This is a genomic window from Pseudomonadota bacterium, from assembly GCA_022361155.1.
In the GTDB taxonomy this organism is placed as follows: Bacteria; Myxococcota_A; Polyangia; order Polyangiales; family JAKSBK01; genus JAKSBK01.
Window position 1 is genome coordinate 1 of record JAKSBK010000472.1, and the last position, 16,904, is coordinate 16,904.

11 protein-coding genes are annotated in these 16,904 nt (G+C 64.9%); 8 read left to right on the forward strand and 3 right to left on the reverse strand.

Going from position 1 to position 16,904, the window contains the following annotated elements; translation table 11 throughout:
* From MJD61_17820 to MJD61_17855, 8 genes are all read left to right on the forward strand, one after another.
* On the forward strand, positions 1 to 253 hold a 253-nt coding region (locus MJD61_17820), incomplete at its 5' end, for an AAA family ATPase (protein ID MCG8557121.1).
* 28 nt (positions 254 to 281) lie between these two features.
* Complete coding sequence (locus MJD61_17825; GenBank protein ID MCG8557122.1) at positions 282 to 3,719, forward strand: DEAD/DEAH box helicase family protein; 3,438 nt, start codon at positions 282 to 284, stop codon at positions 3,717 to 3,719.
* A complete protein-coding gene (locus MJD61_17830) occupies positions 3,716 to 5,257 on the forward strand; it encodes a type I restriction-modification system subunit M (GenBank protein ID MCG8557123.1) in 1,542 nt (513 codons plus the stop codon). The genes MJD61_17825 and MJD61_17830 overlap by 4 nt, the downstream gene beginning before the upstream one ends.
* Positions 5,254 to 6,495 (forward strand): restriction endonuclease subunit S, encoded by a 1,242-nt coding sequence (locus MJD61_17835; GenBank protein ID MCG8557124.1) that lies wholly within the window; start codon positions 5,254 to 5,256, stop codon positions 6,493 to 6,495. The genes MJD61_17830 and MJD61_17835 overlap by 4 nt, the downstream gene beginning before the upstream one ends.
* A complete protein-coding gene (locus MJD61_17840; GenBank protein ID MCG8557125.1) occupies positions 6,492 to 8,246 on the forward strand; it encodes an AAA family ATPase in 1,755 nt (584 codons plus the stop codon). Before MJD61_17835 ends, MJD61_17840 begins: the two co-directional genes overlap by 4 nt.
* Positions 8,243 to 9,184, forward strand: a complete 942-nt coding sequence (locus MJD61_17845; protein MCG8557126.1) for a hypothetical protein — start codon at positions 8,243 to 8,245, stop codon at positions 9,182 to 9,184. The genes MJD61_17840 and MJD61_17845 overlap by 4 nt, the downstream gene beginning before the upstream one ends.
* A gap of 27 nt (positions 9,185 to 9,211) precedes the next feature.
* Positions 9,212 to 10,306 (forward strand): MBL fold metallo-hydrolase, encoded by a 1,095-nt coding sequence (locus MJD61_17850; protein ID MCG8557127.1) that lies wholly within the window; start codon positions 9,212 to 9,214, stop codon positions 10,304 to 10,306.
* On the forward strand, positions 10,303 to 12,654 hold the full coding sequence (locus tag MJD61_17855) for a Mov34/MPN/PAD-1 family protein (GenBank protein ID MCG8557128.1): 2,352 nt from the start codon (positions 10,303 to 10,305) through the stop codon (positions 12,652 to 12,654). Before MJD61_17850 ends, MJD61_17855 begins: the two co-directional genes overlap by 4 nt.
* Here MJD61_17855 and MJD61_17860 read toward each other — a convergent pair.
* The 3 genes from MJD61_17860 to MJD61_17870 form a co-directional block, all read right to left on the reverse strand.
* Complete coding sequence (locus MJD61_17860) at positions 12,600 to 14,000, reverse strand: MBL fold metallo-hydrolase (GenBank protein MCG8557129.1); 1,401 nt, start codon at positions 13,998 to 14,000, stop codon at positions 12,600 to 12,602. The two genes, MJD61_17855 and MJD61_17860, sit on opposite strands and share 55 nt — an antisense overlap.
* 712 nt (positions 14,001 to 14,712) lie before the next feature.
* Positions 14,713 to 15,897: an IS91 family transposase gene (locus MJD61_17865; protein MCG8557130.1), complete on the reverse strand. Its 1,185-nt coding sequence runs from the start codon at positions 15,895 to 15,897 to the stop codon at positions 14,713 to 14,715.
* A gap of 6 nt (positions 15,898 to 15,903) precedes the next feature.
* Positions 15,904 to 16,743: a site-specific integrase gene (locus tag MJD61_17870; protein MCG8557131.1), complete on the reverse strand. Its 840-nt coding sequence runs from the start codon at positions 16,741 to 16,743 to the stop codon at positions 15,904 to 15,906.
* Positions 16,744 to 16,904: the final 161 nt, after the last annotated feature.

Genomic DNA, 16,904 nt, shown 5'->3' on the forward strand with positions numbered 1-16,904 from the left:
CGCCACGATCACCGCGGAAGACAGCCGCGAAGCGTTGCTGCCCGCGTCGTCATCCGCCAAGTCCGAAATCCTCGGGCGACCCTTGGGCGGCGGGTTCAACCTCCCGGAATTGCTCAAGGAAGTTGCCCAGAGCTACTTGAGCCGCGCGCTCGACGAAGCGCAGGGAAACAAGACGAAGGCCGCCGACCTGGTGGGCCTGTCCAGCTACCAGACCTTCACGAACTGGCTAGCAAAGTACGAGGTCCAAACCTGATGGCACGGTCATTGAAAAAGGAGCCGGCATGGTCGGCAAGGAGACAGAGCGCATGAAGTCGCAGAACTTCGAGTTCCTGCGCCCGAAGCGCGCGCCCTTCGCCGATCTCGCCGGTTTCGCGGAGCGCTATGCCTACTCGGATCCGGCGAGCTCGCTCATCAAGCAGCGCAGCTTCGTCGAGCAGGTGGTGGCCGCCATCTACGAGCGCTATCGCCTGCTGCCTCCGTACTCGGACAACCTGAACGACCTACTCAACGCGGAGCCGTTCCGCCAGTCCGTTCCCGAGGTCGTCCAGAACAAGTTGCATGTTGTCCGGAAGTCGGGGAACCGTGCGGCTCACCCACGCCGTCCGATCACCAGCGACCTCTCGCTCGACTGTCTCGCGCAGCTCTTCGACATCGCTCGCTGGTTCCACGTGCAGGTAGACGGTGGCCAGCGGCAGGACGCTCCGCAGTACACCCCTCCAGCCCGCGAAGGCGATGGGAACGGGAAGGCCAAGGCCGCGCTCGAGAAGCTGCGCCTAGCCGAAGCGAAATACGAGTCCGTGCTCGCCTCGCTCGAAGAAGAGAAGGCCAAGCGCCTTGCGGCCGAGCGCGCCGCCACCGAACACGCCACGGAGCTGAACGAACTCAAGGAGGAGGGGCAGAAGGTCGCGTCCGTCCTCGAGTTCAACGAGGAGACCACTCGGCATCGCCTCATCGATCAGGCGCTACTCGCTGCCGGTTGGGACGTGGGCGCGAGCGGCAAGGACACAAGCGAGGTCCGCCAGGAAGTCAAGCTCACCACGATGCCCACGGAGTCCGGCGAGGGCTTCGCGGACTACGTCCTCTACGGCGACGACGGCAAGCCGCTCGCCGTGATCGAGGCCAAGAAGACCGCCAAGGACGCGCGTGTCGGTGCCGAGCAGGCGCGCATGTACGCGGGTTGCCTCGAGAAGGAGACCGGCGTGCGTCCGGTCATCTTCTTCACCAACGGCGTCGACATCTTCCTCTGGGACGACGCCCAGGGCTACCCGTACCGCAAGGTCTACGGCTTCTACTCCAAGGACAGCCTCGATTACCTCACCCACCAGCGGGTCAACAAGAAGGCCCTGGCACACGTCGATCCGAACCTGGACATCGCCGGGCGCATGTACCAGCTCGAGGCGGTCAAGCGTGTCTCGGAGCGCTTCACCGACAATTTCCGCAAGGCGCTGCTCGTGCAGGCGACGGGCACCGGCAAGACGCGCGTCGCCATCTCGCTTTGCGACGTGCTGATGCGCGCGGGCTGGGTCAAGCGCATCCTCTTCCTCTGCGACCGTCGCGAGCTCCGCAAGCAAGCCGACCGCGTCTTCAAGGAGTTCATGCCGGGCGAGCCGCGCGTCATCGTGGACCGCACGACGGCCAACGACCGGGACAAGCGCATCTACCTCGCGACCTACCCGGCCATGATGAAGTGCTACGAGGACTTCGACGTCGGCTTCTTCGATCTGATCATCGCCGACGAGTCCCACCGCAGCATCTACAAGAAGTTCCGGGCACTCTTCCAGTACTTCGATGCCCTGGAGGTCGGTCTCACCGCCACGCCCGTGCGGTTCATCGAGCGGAACACCTACGAGCTGTTCAACTGTGAGGATCGCGACCCCACCTCGCACTTCAGCTTCGAAGACGCGATCAACTCGACGCCGGCCTTCCTCGTGCCGTTCCGGGTGCGCTCCTTCAGCAGCCAGTTCCGAGAGCAGGGCATTCGCTACGCCCAGATGAGCGCGGAGCAACGCGAGGAGCTCGAGGACCAGGACCCCGCCGCGGAGCAGGTCGACTACAACGCCGAGCAGCTAGACAAGTACGTCTTCAACCGCGACACGACCCGCTTCATCTGGCGCAGCCTGATGGAGGAAGGCATCCGCGAGTCGACGGGCAGTCACGTCGGCAAGACCATTGTCTTCGCGCGCAGCCACCTCCACGCCGTGCACATGGCTGACGTCTTCGCGGAGATGTACCCGCAATACGGTTCGACCTTCTGTCGCGTCATCGACAACCAGGAGCCCAAGGCCGAGCAGCTCATCGATGACTTCAAGAACCCTGGCAACGAGCTCACCATCGCCATCTCGGTAGACATGCTCGACACCGGCATCGACGTGCCCGACGTCGTCAACCTGGTCTTCGCCAAGCCGGTCAAGTCGTACGTGAAGTTCTGGCAGATGATCGGCCGCGGCACGCGTCTGTGTGAGGACCTCTTCGGCGCCGGCAAGCACAAGACCGAGTTCCTCATCTTCGACTTCTGGTCCAACTTCTGGTTCTTCGACGAGAAGTACAAGGAGCAGCAGCCTTCGGTGCAGAAGTCGCTGCTGCAGCACCTCTTCGAGTCGCGGGTCGAGCTAGCGCAGACCGCCATCGACAAGATGGAGCAGCCTGAGTTCGAACTGGCCTCATCGCTCATTTTGGGCGATGTCCGGGCGGTCAAGGACACCAACAGCATCGACGTGCGCGACCGCTGGCGGGAGCTCGAGATGCTCTCGGACGGCGACCGCATCCACCACTTCGCCGCGGCGACGCAGGCGGACCTGCTCTCCATCGTCGCGCCGCTCCAGCACCTACGGAGCATCCGCGGTGACGAGGATGCCTACCGCTTCGACCTGCTGATCACCCGTCTGCAAGTAGAACTGCTGAAGGGCGGACCGAACGCTCCCAAGGTCCAGGACCTTCGGGCTCGCGTGGAGGAGGCCGTCGAGCTTCTCGCCAAGAACCAGAACCCCGTCAAGGCCAAGGCCGACTCGATCAAGCAGGTGCGTAGCAGAGACTTCTGGGCTTCGGTCCAGGTTCATCACCTCGAGGGCATTCGTCGAGAGCTGCGCGGGATCATGAAGTACCAGCAGCACCCACCGAAGACGCGGGTTGCCCCACAGGTCTTTGACGTCACGGACGCCAACTTCTCGGGCGAGACCTACATTCCGCGCCTCGAAGGGCTCGACCTGGTCGAGTACCGGCGCCGCGTGGAGTCAGTGCTGCGGGATCACTTTGCCGCGAACGAAACCCTGCAGCGCATCCGCGCCGGCAAGGCCGTGCGCGACGAAGAGCTCGAAGAGCTGGCGCGGCTGGTGCTCGAGGTCGACGACAAGGCCAACATCAAGCACCTCACCGGCCACGACCCGGCGACTCGGCGGACGCTCCTGACGGTGTTCCGCGGCCTCGTCGGTCTCGACCCGGCCGCCGTAGAGGAGGCCTTCACCGCCTTCGTTCACAAGCATCCGCGGCTCTCGTCTCAGCAGCTCCGCTTCCTGCAGCTGCTCCAGAATCACATTGCCCAGAATGGCGGCATCGAGATCGAGCGTCTCTACGAGCCTCCGTTCACCACCCTTCATGCCGAGAGTGTCGACGGCATCTTCCCGGAGGCCGGGACGGTCGACGAGCTGCTGGCCATTCTCAGCGCATTCGAACCCAAGAGGGCGACGCCCAGCGAGCGCCCTGCCGCGAGTCAGAATTCATGAGCACCCTCACTACCCAACAGAAGAGCGACATCGACAAGCTGTGGACCGAGTTCTGGACCGGCGGCATCACCAACCCCCTGACCGTCATCGAGCAGATCTCGTTCCTGATGTTTGCACGTCTGCTCGACGTAATGGAGACCACCGGCGAGCGACGGGCCGCACGCACCAAGAAGCCGTTCAAGGGGCGCTTCGACGGACCCAACGACCCACGCCGCTGGAAGAACTTCAAGCAGCTGCCGGCGACCGTCACCGATGCTGACCTCAAGAAGGGCACCAAGGGGATGCTCCAGGTCGTGCGGGACGAGGTGTTCCCCCACTTCCGCAAGCTCAACGGCGGCACGACCTTCGCTGAGTACATGGCGGACGCACAGCTCATGGTGCAGAAGCCGAGCCTGCTCGTCTCCGCCGTGAACATGATCGACAAGCTGCCGATCACCGAGGGCGACGCCAAGGGCGACCTCTACGAGTACCTGCTCAGCAAGCTGACCACGGCGGGCATCAACGGACAGTTTCGCACGCCCCGCCACATCATCCGCTTCATGGTGGAGATGCTGGAACCCAAGCCGACCGAGACCATCGGCGACCCGGCGTGCGGCACCGCAGGCTTCCTCGTCGGCGTGATGCAGTACCTGCTCGAAACCCACACCTCGGCCAAGGGCAAGCTCAAGGGCGAGAACGGCGAGACCATCTACACCGGCGATCAGCTCGAGCCCTACCGCAAGCACATCCAGAATGGGATGTTCCACGGCTTCGACTTCGACTCGACGATGCTGCGCATCGCGTCGATGAACCTGATGCTCCACGGCGTCGACAACCCCGACATCCACTACCAGGACACGCTCTCCAACTCGTTCCCGGAGAAGTTTCCGACCCAGGCGACGGCTGGATTCGACGTAGTTCTCGCCAATCCGCCGTTCAAGGGCAGTCTCGACGCGGGCGACGTCCACCCGACGCTGACGCAGTCAGTGAAGACAAAGAAGACCGAGCTACTGTTCGTCGCGCTCATCTTGCGCATGCTGAAGAACGGTGGCCGCAGCGCCACCATCGTGCCGGACGGCGTGCTCTTCGGCTCGTCGAAGGCCCACAAGGCGCTGCGCAAGATGCTCGTCAAGGACAACCAGCTCGAGGCGGTCATCTCGCTGCCCTCGGGTGTGTTCAAGCCGTACGCCGGGGTGTCGACGGCCATCCTCGTGTTCACGCGGGGCGGCAAGACCGACCACGTCTTCTTCTACGACTTGGAGGCCGACGGTTACTCGCTCGACGACAAGCGCGACCCGATCAAAGACAACGACCTGCCCGATGCTCTCGCGCGCTGGCGCAAGCGGAGCGCGAAGAAGGATGCGGACCGTACCGCCAAGCACTTCATGGTGCCGGTGAAGGAGATCGCGGCAAAGGGCTTCGACCTCTCCATCAACCGGTACAAGGAGGCCAATCACGAAGAGATCACCTACGACCCGCCGAAGAAGATCATTGCGAGGCTCAGGAAGATCGAGGCCGAGATCGCGAAGGACTTGAGCCAGCTGGAGGGGATGCTGTGACGGCGCTGGTCCAACTCGGCGACGTGATCGATGTGGCATCGGGACAGATCGACCCGAGAGAAGAACCGTACTGTGACATGCCACACGTTGGAGGCGACAACATTAAGTCGGGGACCGGCGAGCTCTTCAATCTTCGTACCGCGCGCGAGCTCAACCTCATCAGCGGCAAGTACGTCTTCGGACCGGACGATGTGCTGTACTCCAAGATTCGTCCAGCGCTGAACAAGGTTGCACTGCCAGATTTCGAGGGCATCTGCAGCGCGGACATGTATCCCCTCCGACCGCACCCAGAGCGGATGCACCGTCGCTTCCTCGCGTACCTCCTGCGGCATGACCAGTTTCTATCGTTTGCCGCCAAACACTCCAGTCGAACCAACATTCCGAAGCTGAATAGGCCCGCGCTGTTGTCGTTCGAGTTCCGGCTGCCGCCGCTCCCCGAGCAGCGCCGCATCGCCGAGATCCTCGACAAGGCCGATGCCATTCGCCGCAAGCGCAAGGAAGCCATCGCCCTCACCGAAGACCTGCTCCGCTCGGCGTTCCTGGAGATGGTGGGGCCATGCGCCAAGACCTACGACACATGGCCCGAGGCGTCGTTCGAGAGCCTCGCAGTGCCTGAGAAGGGCTCCATGCGCACGGGGCCGTTTGGCAGTGACCTGAAACACTCGGAGTTCGTGGATGAAGGAGTCGCCGTCCTCGGAATCGACAATGCGGTGCAGAACCGGTTCGCTTGGGGAGAACGACGCTTCATCACCCAGAAGAAGTACGAACGGCTGACCCGGTACACGGTGCGCCCTCACGACGTCATCGTGACCATTATGGGAACGACTGGGAGGTCGGCCGTCGTGCCTGCCGATATCCCGCTCGCAATCACGACCAAGCACCTGGCCACCATCACCCTGAATCGAGATGTTGCGGAGCCAGAGTTCGTCGCTCAGGCAATTCATCGACACCCCGCCATCCTCGCCCAGATTCACCAAGCGAATCGTGGAGCGATCATGAGTGGGCTCAATCTGGGGCTCATCAAGTCGCTGGTCGTTCGCCTCCCGCCCATCGAGATACAGCGAGCCTTTGGCGCGTTTACGAAGCGCCTCCGCGACAGTTTGGAGAACCAGGAAGCCGCGAGAAGCGAGAGCGAGGACCTTTTCGGGTCGCTGGTAGGACGAGCGTTTTCGGGCAAACTTGGTGCACCAGGGACGGGGGCGTCCACAGCATCGACGAAGGCGAGGACAGCGTCATGATCCACCGCCTTGAGCTCGAGAACTTCAAGGGCATCGCCGGGCGGCAGCGCATCGACTTCGGCGCGCTAACTCTGCTTTTCGGCGCCAACAGTGCCGGCAAGAGCACCGTGCTCCAGGCCTTGCTCTACCTGCACGAAGTGCTGGAGCGCGGCATCGCGGACGTCGACCGCACGGAGCTCGGCGGCACCGTGCTCGAGCTCGGCGGTTTCGCCCGGCTGGTACATCGCCACGAGATGACCCGTGCCGTCGTGCTGCGCGCCGAGTTCGCTACCGCCGGCGGACTCGATCGGCTCGGCCGAGAGCTTCCCGACTTCCCGTTCCCTGACCTCGACGACGACATCGAGGCCGCGTGGCTGGAGCTAACCATTCGCCACCGAACGACCGCCGCCTTAACCGGCGCCGTCGTGGAGCGGGCGGTCATCGGCGTCGCCGGCGATTCGGAGCCCCTGGTCTGGCTCGAGCTCGGCGCCTCGCTGCGAGAGGGCGAGCCCCTCAACGTCCGCGTGAACCTGGGCCATCCCTTGCTCGCCACCGAGACCCGCGAGCTCGAGGGAGCGATGGTCACCGAGGCCGACGGCTCCAAGCATCCGCTCACTGCCCAACACGCCCCAGCGGACCTGACCGAGGCGTGGGAGCAAATTGCGGTCCCCGAAGCCCCCGTGCGCGACGACGGCTCGGTGTCTCGCTCCGGCAGCGGGGCCCGTACACACAGCACGTCAGGCTCCCGGTCAGGGCCGAAGGAGCGCAGCCGTTCGTCGTCAGCCGCCGGCGCAGAGGAGGGCGACGGCTACGGCGGAGGATTCGGCGCAGGCGCTGGCTTGGGTGACGGCTCGGGCTTCGGCGACGGCCGCTCGCTGCCCGTGTTCGCGGTCTCGCGTTCGCGCATGTCGGCTCTGCCACCGCTCGGCGAGCCTCTGCGAGTCATTCCCTTCGGCGACGAGGACGCGGATGTCGCCACCACCGTCGCGCAGGTGAGGACCTTTCTGGAGATGGTCGTCCTGGGTACCGTGTCCCAGCTCGCCGAAGCCCTGCGAGACGCGCTCTACATCGGCCCGCTGCGGGCCCTGCCGCCCCGGGGCTTTCTCTACGAGCGCGTGGGTCGCATCACGAGCTGGGCCGACGGTCTTGCCGCGTGGGACCTCCTGCTCGCGGACCGCTCCACCCTCGTGGAAGACACCAACAAGTGGCTGACCCGCCTGGGCGCCGGCTGCCAGATCGTCGTTCAGCAACTCTACGACAGCGCAGCCTCTGCCGAAGAGCTCACCGACGGTCACGTCGACAAGACCGCCCGCCGGTTACTCCTCGACACCGGAGCGGGCTCTCTCGTGTTGCCCTCCGAAGTCGGCGCCGGTGTGTCCCAGGTCATCCCCGTGGTGGTGGCCGCCCTCAGGCGCGAGGCTGGTCTCGCGCTCGTCGAACAGCCCGAGATCCACGTGCACCCAGCCATGCAGGTGGGTCTGGGCGACCTGCTGATCGACGCAGCCACCCGAGACGGCGCTCGTCGAACCTTCCTGATCGAGACCCACAGCGAGCACCTCATCCTTCGTCTACTTCGCCGCATCCGCGAGACGACCGAAGGCGAGCTGGGCGATGATGCACCGAAGTTCTCACCCGACAAGCTCAGCGTCATCTACGTCGAGAACACGCCGGACGGCGTGAACATCCGCCGTCTCCGCGTCGACCAGCTCGGCGAGTTCAAAGACCGCTGGCCGAAGGGCTTCTTCGCCGAGCGCATGGGAGAGCTGCTGTGATCCACGCGTTCGCCCTGCAACCCGCGCTCGTCGCCACGTGGGGAAAGCGGTCCGAGTACCGCTTCATCCACGACAAGTTCGGCATCGGCACGCCACGCGCGATGCTCGAGCTGCCCTCGTTCACGAAGTGGAAGCGCGCGGTCCATCAGGCAGCGAACGACCTGGGGCTGAGCGAGCAAGACCTGTTGCGGCTCGCCGAGCTGTTTCGCATCTTCGCCGAGCACAAGTGCCGCCGCACCGATGCGATGTACGACGGCGTCCTCTCCTGGCTCGAGAACGGTGAGCGCGAGTACGACCGCAAGCCCTTCGCCGGCATCCTCGCGACGCAGAACCCACGCAAACACGGCGCCGTCCTGCTCGGCAACGACCTCGACCCGGCCGATGCTCGCTGGGCGCAGTCCGCTGGCGCCACCGCGCAGCGCACCCCCGAGGGACTCGCGGCGGCCCTTACCGCCATGCTCGTCAACTGCCGCGTGCTCCACCTCGTCGACCCGCACTTCGGCCCGGAGAACGCCCGGCACCGGCGTGTGCTGGAAGCCTTGATGGATGTGCTCGCATCCAACGGTGTCGGCCCGGAGCTCATGCGCGTCCATTGCCTGTCGAAGTCCACCCGCGACTTCTTCGAGGGAGAATCCGCCAAGATGGCCTCACGGCTGCCGCCGGGCATCACGGTCGAGTTCCGCCGCTGGACCCAGCGCGCCGGAGGCGACCGCCTCCACAACCGCTACGTCCTGACCGACCTCGGCGGCGTCTCCCTCGGGGTCGGCCTCGATGCGGGTGGAGCAGGCGAAACCGACGACCTGCTGCTGCTCCCGCAGGAGCAGTACGTGCGGCGCTGGGCCCAGTACGCCGAGGAGGATGGCTCGTTCGATCTGGGGGACACGCCGGCGGCAGTCACAGGAAGCAGACAACCGCACTCGGCTCGGCGGCGGCGCTGAGATCGCCGAGTGCACGGAGGACGTACCATGAGCGAGACGGAAGACATCCTAGGACCACTCGATTCGGACACCATGCGTGTAGTGTTCCTCTACGTCGGTCAGGGTGAGTCCACGCTCGTTCTGATGCCCGACGGCAACGGGCACCATCTCTCAATGCTGATCGACTGCAACCGCGCCGAATCGCTCGGCGGGGTCAATCTCCCGAAGTTCCTCGGCGAGGTGTTGCCCAAGAACTCCGATGGCAAGCCTGTGCTCGACGTCTTTCTGAACACCCATCCCCACAGCGACCACCTCGGTGGGCTGGATGAGATTCGCGAGGCGGTCCATGTCGGCGCCGTCTGGCACAGCGGACACAAGCCGAGCTCCGCGCATAAGGGACCGTACGGCGAGCTGGACAAGCTGATCAAGGAGGTAGCAGGGCGCCGCGGCCAAGAGATCCGGCTTGAAGGAAGTCGCACCCCCTACGACTGGGGCTCTGGAGAGGTCCACGTCCTTTCACCAGCGCAGTACATCGTCGATGAGATCGAGGACGAGACGCCCGAGCAACGCGACGCTCGCATTCACGACCAATGCGGAGTCGTTCGCATCGCGTACGGCGACGGGGACAGCAAGACCCGAATCATGATCACTGGCGACTCGGACAAGCGGGCGTGGACGCGCATCACCGGGTACCACGGGAAGCCGGAAGACAACCGCATCAGTGCGCACGTCCTGAGCGCGTCTCACCACGGCTCCTACACCTTCTTCAAGGACCGAGCAGACGATCCAGAGCCCTACGAGGAGCACATAAAAACCATCGCGCCCGAGCGCGTGATCATCTCGGCGCCCGACAAGAAGGACAGCAAGCACGACCATCCGGATGATGACGCCGTGAAGCGCTATACGAAGGCCGTAGGCAAGGACTACGTCCACCACATGGGTTCGAGAGCCTGGTCGTTCTTCATCGATGCGTACTCGGACGGCTCCTACACGCTTAGCGACGATCGCGGGAAACTGGCGGAGACATTTGGTTTCGGCGACGACGACGATGATGGGGACGGTGGAGGAGGCTCGGGCACCAAGAAGGCGGCGCCAGCTGTGATCAGTCGTGTCGAGCGCAGTCGGCCGATGGGAGACAGGTGAACAGCTCTTGGTTCATCCGGCAGCCCGCGCTGTTTCGACGGGAGTGCGATGCCATTACCCGCGAGTTCCCCGAGATGCGCCTGGACGAGGGGGCGCTCGCCAAGGGCAAACTCGTGTTCCAGGGGACCCTGGTCATCGCTCGCGGAAAGACGAACGACAACGTGGTCCTATCGCTCGAGTATCCGGACGCGTTCCCCTACGCACGTCCTGACATCATCCCGCTCGTTGCAGCGAATGACGGCGGTGCGACTGCCTCTACGCCGAGGTTCTTCTCCGCGCGCCACCAGATGGCAAACGGATCCATCTGTCTGTTCGAACGGGAGCCGCAAGACAACCCACACGCGTACATCACGGGCGTCGCCGCGTTGCGACGCGCACGTACCTGGCTCCCCCACGCGATGCGCGGCGTGCTACCCAAAGGCCTCGACACGCTCGAGTCTGAACTCGAGGCCCACTACAACCGCCTGGGGGACGTGCTCCTCGGGCCCATGCTGTTCGACGACCTGGGAGCCAGCGGCGAGTTCATCCTGGCCTTCTTTCCGGCGTTTCGCCGCGGTGAGCGCTACCCGCTGCATGCGGTGACCCACGTTCGAGGCAGCGACAGCTGGCGCAACGATGAACGGACTCTCGATCGCGTAGGCCTCGATCGGTCACCCGAGTTCTGGTCCGCGACCCCTCCTACCACTGACAACGTCCTCAAGGTGAAGTGGTGGCGACTCGAGCAGGAGCCGCCACCGGTTCGCACGATCGAGGAGCTTGCGCGCCTGATCTTTCCGGACGGCGACGATGCTGTCGGGAGGCTGAAAGGCGAGCTGGCGTCCGATCTCGCCAGCCGCAACGCCGTCCATGTTCCGCTGTGCTTTCCGGACCGCGCAGGCACAGGAAGTGAGTGGTTGTTTCTCCGGATACCGATCCGTGAGTCCAGCCTGCCAAAGGTCAAGGTGGACGGGCACGCCGGGCAACTGCTCGACTTTGCTGGCAAGGATATGTTCGATGGCGCAACGATCGGCATTCTGCGCTCCCAGGATCTTCGGCAGCCATCGTTGACCGTCCGGAACAAGGCGAGAATCCCAACCGGCGTGCAGGACCTCTCGTTCGGGCTCGCTGGCGCCGGTGCCCTTGGCTCGACGACCGCGGACCTTCTCGCGAAAGCAGGTGTCGGGCGGCTGCGAGTCATCGATCCGGCGCTGCTCAACGCTCACAACGCCGTTCGTCATCTCGCAGGGGTTGGCTCCGCAGGCATGCCCAAGGCCCTCGTTGTCGCCGCGAACGTGAACGCCCACAACCCGCACTGCGACATCACGTGCGCCTTCGAAGACGTGCTCAAGCTGCCGGAGGATGATCCAGCGTGGCAAGCAAGCTGCTTGGTCAGCACCATTGCCGACGACGCTGTCGAACTCGCGCTGAATCGCATGGCGACCGCCCGTGAGATGACCGTCTATTATCTGCGTGCGCTTCGTTCTGGCTCCACGGGACGACTCGTTCGTGTGCGCCCAGGAGCCGACGCGTGCCTCGAGTGCCTCGGCCACTACCACGCCGAGCGCAACGAGCAGGCGATCGCGATCCCGCCTCAGGCCGACGAGGTGATTGCCCGTGAATGCGGGCAGCCCGTGCTTGCCGCAAGCGCGGCAGATCTGGCCGTAGTAGCGGGGCTGGGAGTACGCACCCTCCTGCACGACCTTGTCGACCCGACGGATCTCAACCAGTGGGTCTGGACCTCGGAGGGCATCCCAGAGCTCGCTGGTCTGCAGACGCCCTTCTCGAGTCGCTCGACCGCGCTTGCTCCGCATCCCAAGTGCGGGGTCTGTGGAGTGGGACTCCCGGAACGCGTCCACCTTCGCGAAGAGCTCCGTGGCGAGATGACCAGGCAAGCGCGCGAACATGCGCCCAACGAGACCGGCGGCATACTGATCGGCCGCCGCCGCGGCCACGTGGTCGAGGTGCTGGCGGTGAGCGATGCGGGACCCAAGGCCATCAGTGAGCCCTCGCGGTTCGAGCGCGACGGGGAGTACTGCCAGGCCTACCTAGAACGAACGGTCGCCGAGCTGGGTGCGGGCGTCGACTACGTCGGAGAGTGGCACAGCCATCCCGGCTCGAGCGCGACGCCAAGCACGAGAGACACAGCGTCCTTCGTGGAAATCGCGGAGGACCCGGACTACCTGACGACATCTCCGCTGTTGGTAATCGTCGCGCCAGCCAGCAAAGACGATCGTGTGGACTGGTCGTTCAACGTGTTTCCTGCCGGCGGACTGGCCCGGGCCATCCAGCTTGAAGGTGCGGACGCAGTCGGGCGCTACACCGAATCAATCGCGACAGAGGTCGCGCTGCCGTCCGATGCGACCGTGTAGGCGTACGCCTCGTAGCGATCCTTCCGGGCTCCTCGTCGGACCACGAGGAGCCGCTCGCCGTTCGTCCGTACATGGATTATCCCGTACGCCGTTCGCTCTCGGGCATAGAAGGTGCCGCGTTCGATATCCGGCTTCCAGCCGTCGCCGTCCTTGATCGCGTAGAACGCCTCTCCAGCCCAACGGTCAAACGCGGAGAGGTTGGTGACGAACACGACGGGCTCCGCACCTCGGCGCGCCTGACCGAGCATCGCCAGGAGATTCGCCCTCGGGTGGAGGTAGTCGCGGCGGGCATCCTCGTCGCCAGCCGAGATGACGGACACGAGCGGCGCAACCTCGTCGACGAAGCGACGGCTCACGTCGTCCGAACCGTGGTGTGGAACCTTCACCACGTCTGAACGCAGCGCAAGTCCGGCGTCAACCAGCTGCTCCTGTATCTCGGCATTGAGGTCGCCGGTAAGCAGGACGCTGACGTTGCCGTACGCGACGCGCAGCACGACCGAATGGCCATTGATGGTCCGTGCCGCAGAGACCGCACGCCCACCCTCTGTCTGACTGAGCAGCGGCAACAGGGAGGCTCCGTCGTCCTGAACCAAGGCGCGGGGCCCCAGGACGTCGACCTTCACGTCACCAAGAAAATCGAATTGGCCACCGAGTTCACGATCAAGCCGGGCGACTTCGAGTGAGCCCCGTCTCGCGAGCTCATCGAGAGCCGTATGCCACCTCAGGAACGGACGGTTGGCATGGGCGACCGTCCTCGGGTCATCGACAACGGGCGCGTGTGGCTCTCCCTCAACCTCCACGGGAGGGCCCAACATCTCTCGCTCCGGAAGGGATGAGCGCCGCTTCACAAGGCCATTGTGAAAGACGCGGCCAGCCGTGACGCGGATGCGTTTCCCGTCGCGAGTCTCGTTAGCCGCGTCCAGCACCAGTGTGCTGAGCCCCTCGAAGTGGTCCGCATCGCCGTGGGTGACGACGATCGCGTCGAAGTGAACGTCGCGCCCAGCGGCCGTCTCGTCTCGGTAGCGTGCGGCCAAATAGCGTGCGGCGAGCTTGTTCTCGCCGCCGTCAACGAGGACCTTGTGCCCTTCAGGAGTGGTGATCAGACAGGCGTCGCCTTGACCGACGTCGATGAACGCGCAGGCCAGCGGTGGCTTCTTGGTGGTCCTCAGCTGGCCGCGTACCCAGCCTTCACGGCCGACGCCGAGTCGGACGTGCACGGCAGAGGCCGTGCGCTCCATGACCTCGACGTCGTCCCCACGATACAGCACGACCAGGAGGTCCGACGATCCGCGGCCTCCGTCAGCCGTCCGCCAAACGCGAACGATATCGTGGTCAACGTACTCCACGTGTCCATCTTCGGTGCTACAGCCCTGCCGATCAACGAACGTCTACAGCCGCATGAGTGGGAGCGTTGGCGCGTAGATCGGAGAGCCCGCCGTCGGCCCACGTTCGCCCCACGCCGGCCACCACCCACGACCCGGCCCCAGACCCAACCCCGGCTCTTCAGGCCCACCACGCCCCGGACACGGCCCCGAGTCGGGGTGTCCCGCGGATGGCCTCCACCTGTTCACGCTCGCCGGGCCCAACCCCGCGGGATCGCATGATTTCCGTGCCTTGCCGGGGGCCCTGTGGTACAGGTTGGCAACAAGCTCGCAAGTGGGGAGCCAACCATGGGCCCCCACCAACCGTGGGGGCCCACCTTTTAACGATGAGCGTTTCTCCGGCGACGACGCCGAGCAGACCTGAAGCTTCGGCAGGCGGCTTTCAGGTCCGCCGGAGAAACGCCGTGTTGAACAAGCCCGGAGCGGCGGGCGCCGAGGCGTGGTCAGTCAGGCTATGGGCATTTGCCGAACGGCAGCGCGAGGAGCGGGGTGCCGAGTCTGGCTAGGAGGCCCGAGCAGAGGGACGAGGTTGCGAGTAGAGGAGACGAGCTCGCGCGCGCCGGGGAAGTGCGCGAGCGTATTGAAGCCGATCGGCGTGTCGGCAAGGGGGATCGTGTCGGATAGACGGACCGGTCCAAGCGACGGGGTCGGTCGCGAAGAGGAGAAGTGGATTCATTCATGCAGCGAACTCCATCGCCACCGGTGGAGCGCGACCGAGTGTTGCGGGGACGGATCGAAAAAGCAGGACGTCGCCACATCGAGGGCATCGCGCAACATCGCGGCCGGTGAGCTCGCGGAGCTTGTCGGCCCATGAGGCTTCGCCGGTGAGGACGCCCGTCGCGGTCGATGCGTCGGGGGCGAGTGCTCGGTGGGCGTTGTGTCGTGCCATCTCGGCGGCGCCGGCGTACAGGCCGTAGTGGCGAATCTTGTGGAAGCCGTCAGGAAGGACGTGCTGCAGGAAGCGGCGGAGAAACTCGACAGGGGAAAGGCTCGCGAGCTTGCCATTGTTCGTGCGAAACGTGACGAGCTCCTGGCGCACGTCCACGAGGCGGCTGTTGGAGATGGCCACCCGATGGGTGTAGCGGCCGAGGTAGTTGAGGACGTGGTCAACACGGCGGAAGGGCGTCTTGGCGTAGACCAGCCACGCGGTTTGGGCGAGCTTGCCCATGAGCCGGTCGAAGGCCTCGGGGTCGGCGAAGTCATCGAAGCGGACGAAGAGACCCTGGGCATGCAGCTTCTGCAGGACGGCCATCATCTTGCCGCGAAACAGAGCCCCCATGACCTGCACCGGAAACAAGTAGTTGCTGCGGCTCGGCACCCAGCCCGCGCCGTCTTGGTGGAGGCCACCGGCAGTGACGAGCGCATGCACGTGGGGATGAAAGCGAAGGTCGCGCGCCCAAGTGTGCAGGACCATAGTGATGCCGAGACGCGCGCCGAGACGCGAGCTGCCGAGCTCGAGCAGTGTCTGGCTTGCCGCCTCAAACAAGGCGCCGAAGATTTCGCGTGGATAGCACTTGCCAAGGCCGCGAAGCTCGCTCGGCAGCGTGAAAACGACGTGGAAATGGCGCACGGGAAGGAGTCGCTCGGTGCGCGCAGCGATCCACTTCTCCTGCCGCAGGGCCTGGCACTTGGGGCAGTGTCGGTTGCGGCAGGATTTGTAGGCGGGGCGCTCGAATCCGCACGAGCGGCACACGTCGACGTGCCCACCGAGCATAGCGGTCCGGCACAGCGCCATGGCCGAGAGCACTTTTCGCTGCGCGAGCGTCAAAGGCACCTCGGCCTCGAGCGCGGGCCGATGCTGTCGCACGATGTCGGCGATGTCGAAGCGTGGCCGCCCGGCGGATGCCGGACGGTGAGCCACGTCCGCTCAGCCCGTCTGGAGGTGGTCGAGCGGGCTTTGCGTTTTCGCGATGCGCTCCGTAGACACGCGGGCGTAGCGTGTCGTGGACTTGATCGTACCGTGACCGAGCAGCACCTGGATCACCCGAAGCTCGGTGCCGCGATCGAGCAGATGCGTGGCAAAGCTGTGCCTGAGCACGTGCGGCGTGACCTTCTTGCCGAGTCCGGCCTTGGCGGCGGCGAGCTTGAGTGCGCTGCGCGCCGTCTGCGAGTTGAGGTGTCGGCCCCCGCGGGACGATTCGAACAGCCACGGAGGCGTCGGGCGCTCGAGCGACCAGTACGCTCGCAAGATCCTCAACAGCCGTGGACTGAGCATCACGTACCGCTCCTTCTTTCCCTTCGCCACGCGGATGTGGATGACCCCGCGAGCCGCGTCAATGTCGTCGGTGCGAAGGCGGGCCGCCTCGAGCACACGCAGCCCCGCCGCGTACACCGTCGTGAAGAACACGCGGTACTTCGGGCGCTCGAGCGCGGCGAGCAATCGCTCGACCTCTTCGGCTGCAAGTACCGCCGGAAGCTTCGGTGGGTCCGATGGCCATGACAAGAAGGACACCGCCTCCGGCCTGTACAGCGTCTTGGTGTACAGGAACTTGAGTGCCGCCATGTGCTGGCGGATGCGCTGCGGGCTGACCCCGGTTTCGCGAATGTGATCGACCCACGCTCGCACTTCGTCGGCGCCCATCTCGCTCGGGCCGCGGCGGAAACGCTTCGCGAAATCCCGGATCGAGTTGAGGTAGATGAGCCGGGTCTTCGGGACGTAGCCTGCCAGCTCCAGATCGTGCATCATTCGATTGCGTAATTGACCCATTGGGGACCTCCTTGGTTGGCGGTGCGGCTACACCGCTTTCCAAGGAGGTTGCCGTCTCTGCTGCACACCAGCAGGTCGGCCACCCTTCGGGAACTACGCTTTCAGCTCAGGTCCTCGCCTGCGATCGAGACCCCCGCCGCGGAGCGGCTTCGTTCAACAGC

Bases quoted from the DNA above. Each gene is read 5' to 3' on its own strand.
- MJD61_17825 (MCG8557122.1), top strand. From the start codon at position 282: ATGGTCGGCAAGGAGACAGAGCGCATGAAGTCGCAGAACTTCGAGTTC.
- MJD61_17830 (MCG8557123.1), top strand. From the start codon at position 3,716: ATGAGCACCCTCACTACCCAACAGAAGAGCGACATCGACAAGCTGTGG.
- MJD61_17840 (MCG8557125.1), top strand. From the start codon at position 6,492: ATGATCCACCGCCTTGAGCTCGAGAACTTCAAGGGCATCGCCGGGCGG.
- MJD61_17850 (MCG8557127.1), top strand. From the start codon at position 9,212: ATGAGCGAGACGGAAGACATCCTAGGACCACTCGATTCGGACACCATG.
- MJD61_17870 (MCG8557131.1), bottom strand. From the start codon at position 16,743: ATGGGTCAATTACGCAATCGAATGATGCACGATCTGGAGCTGGCAGGC.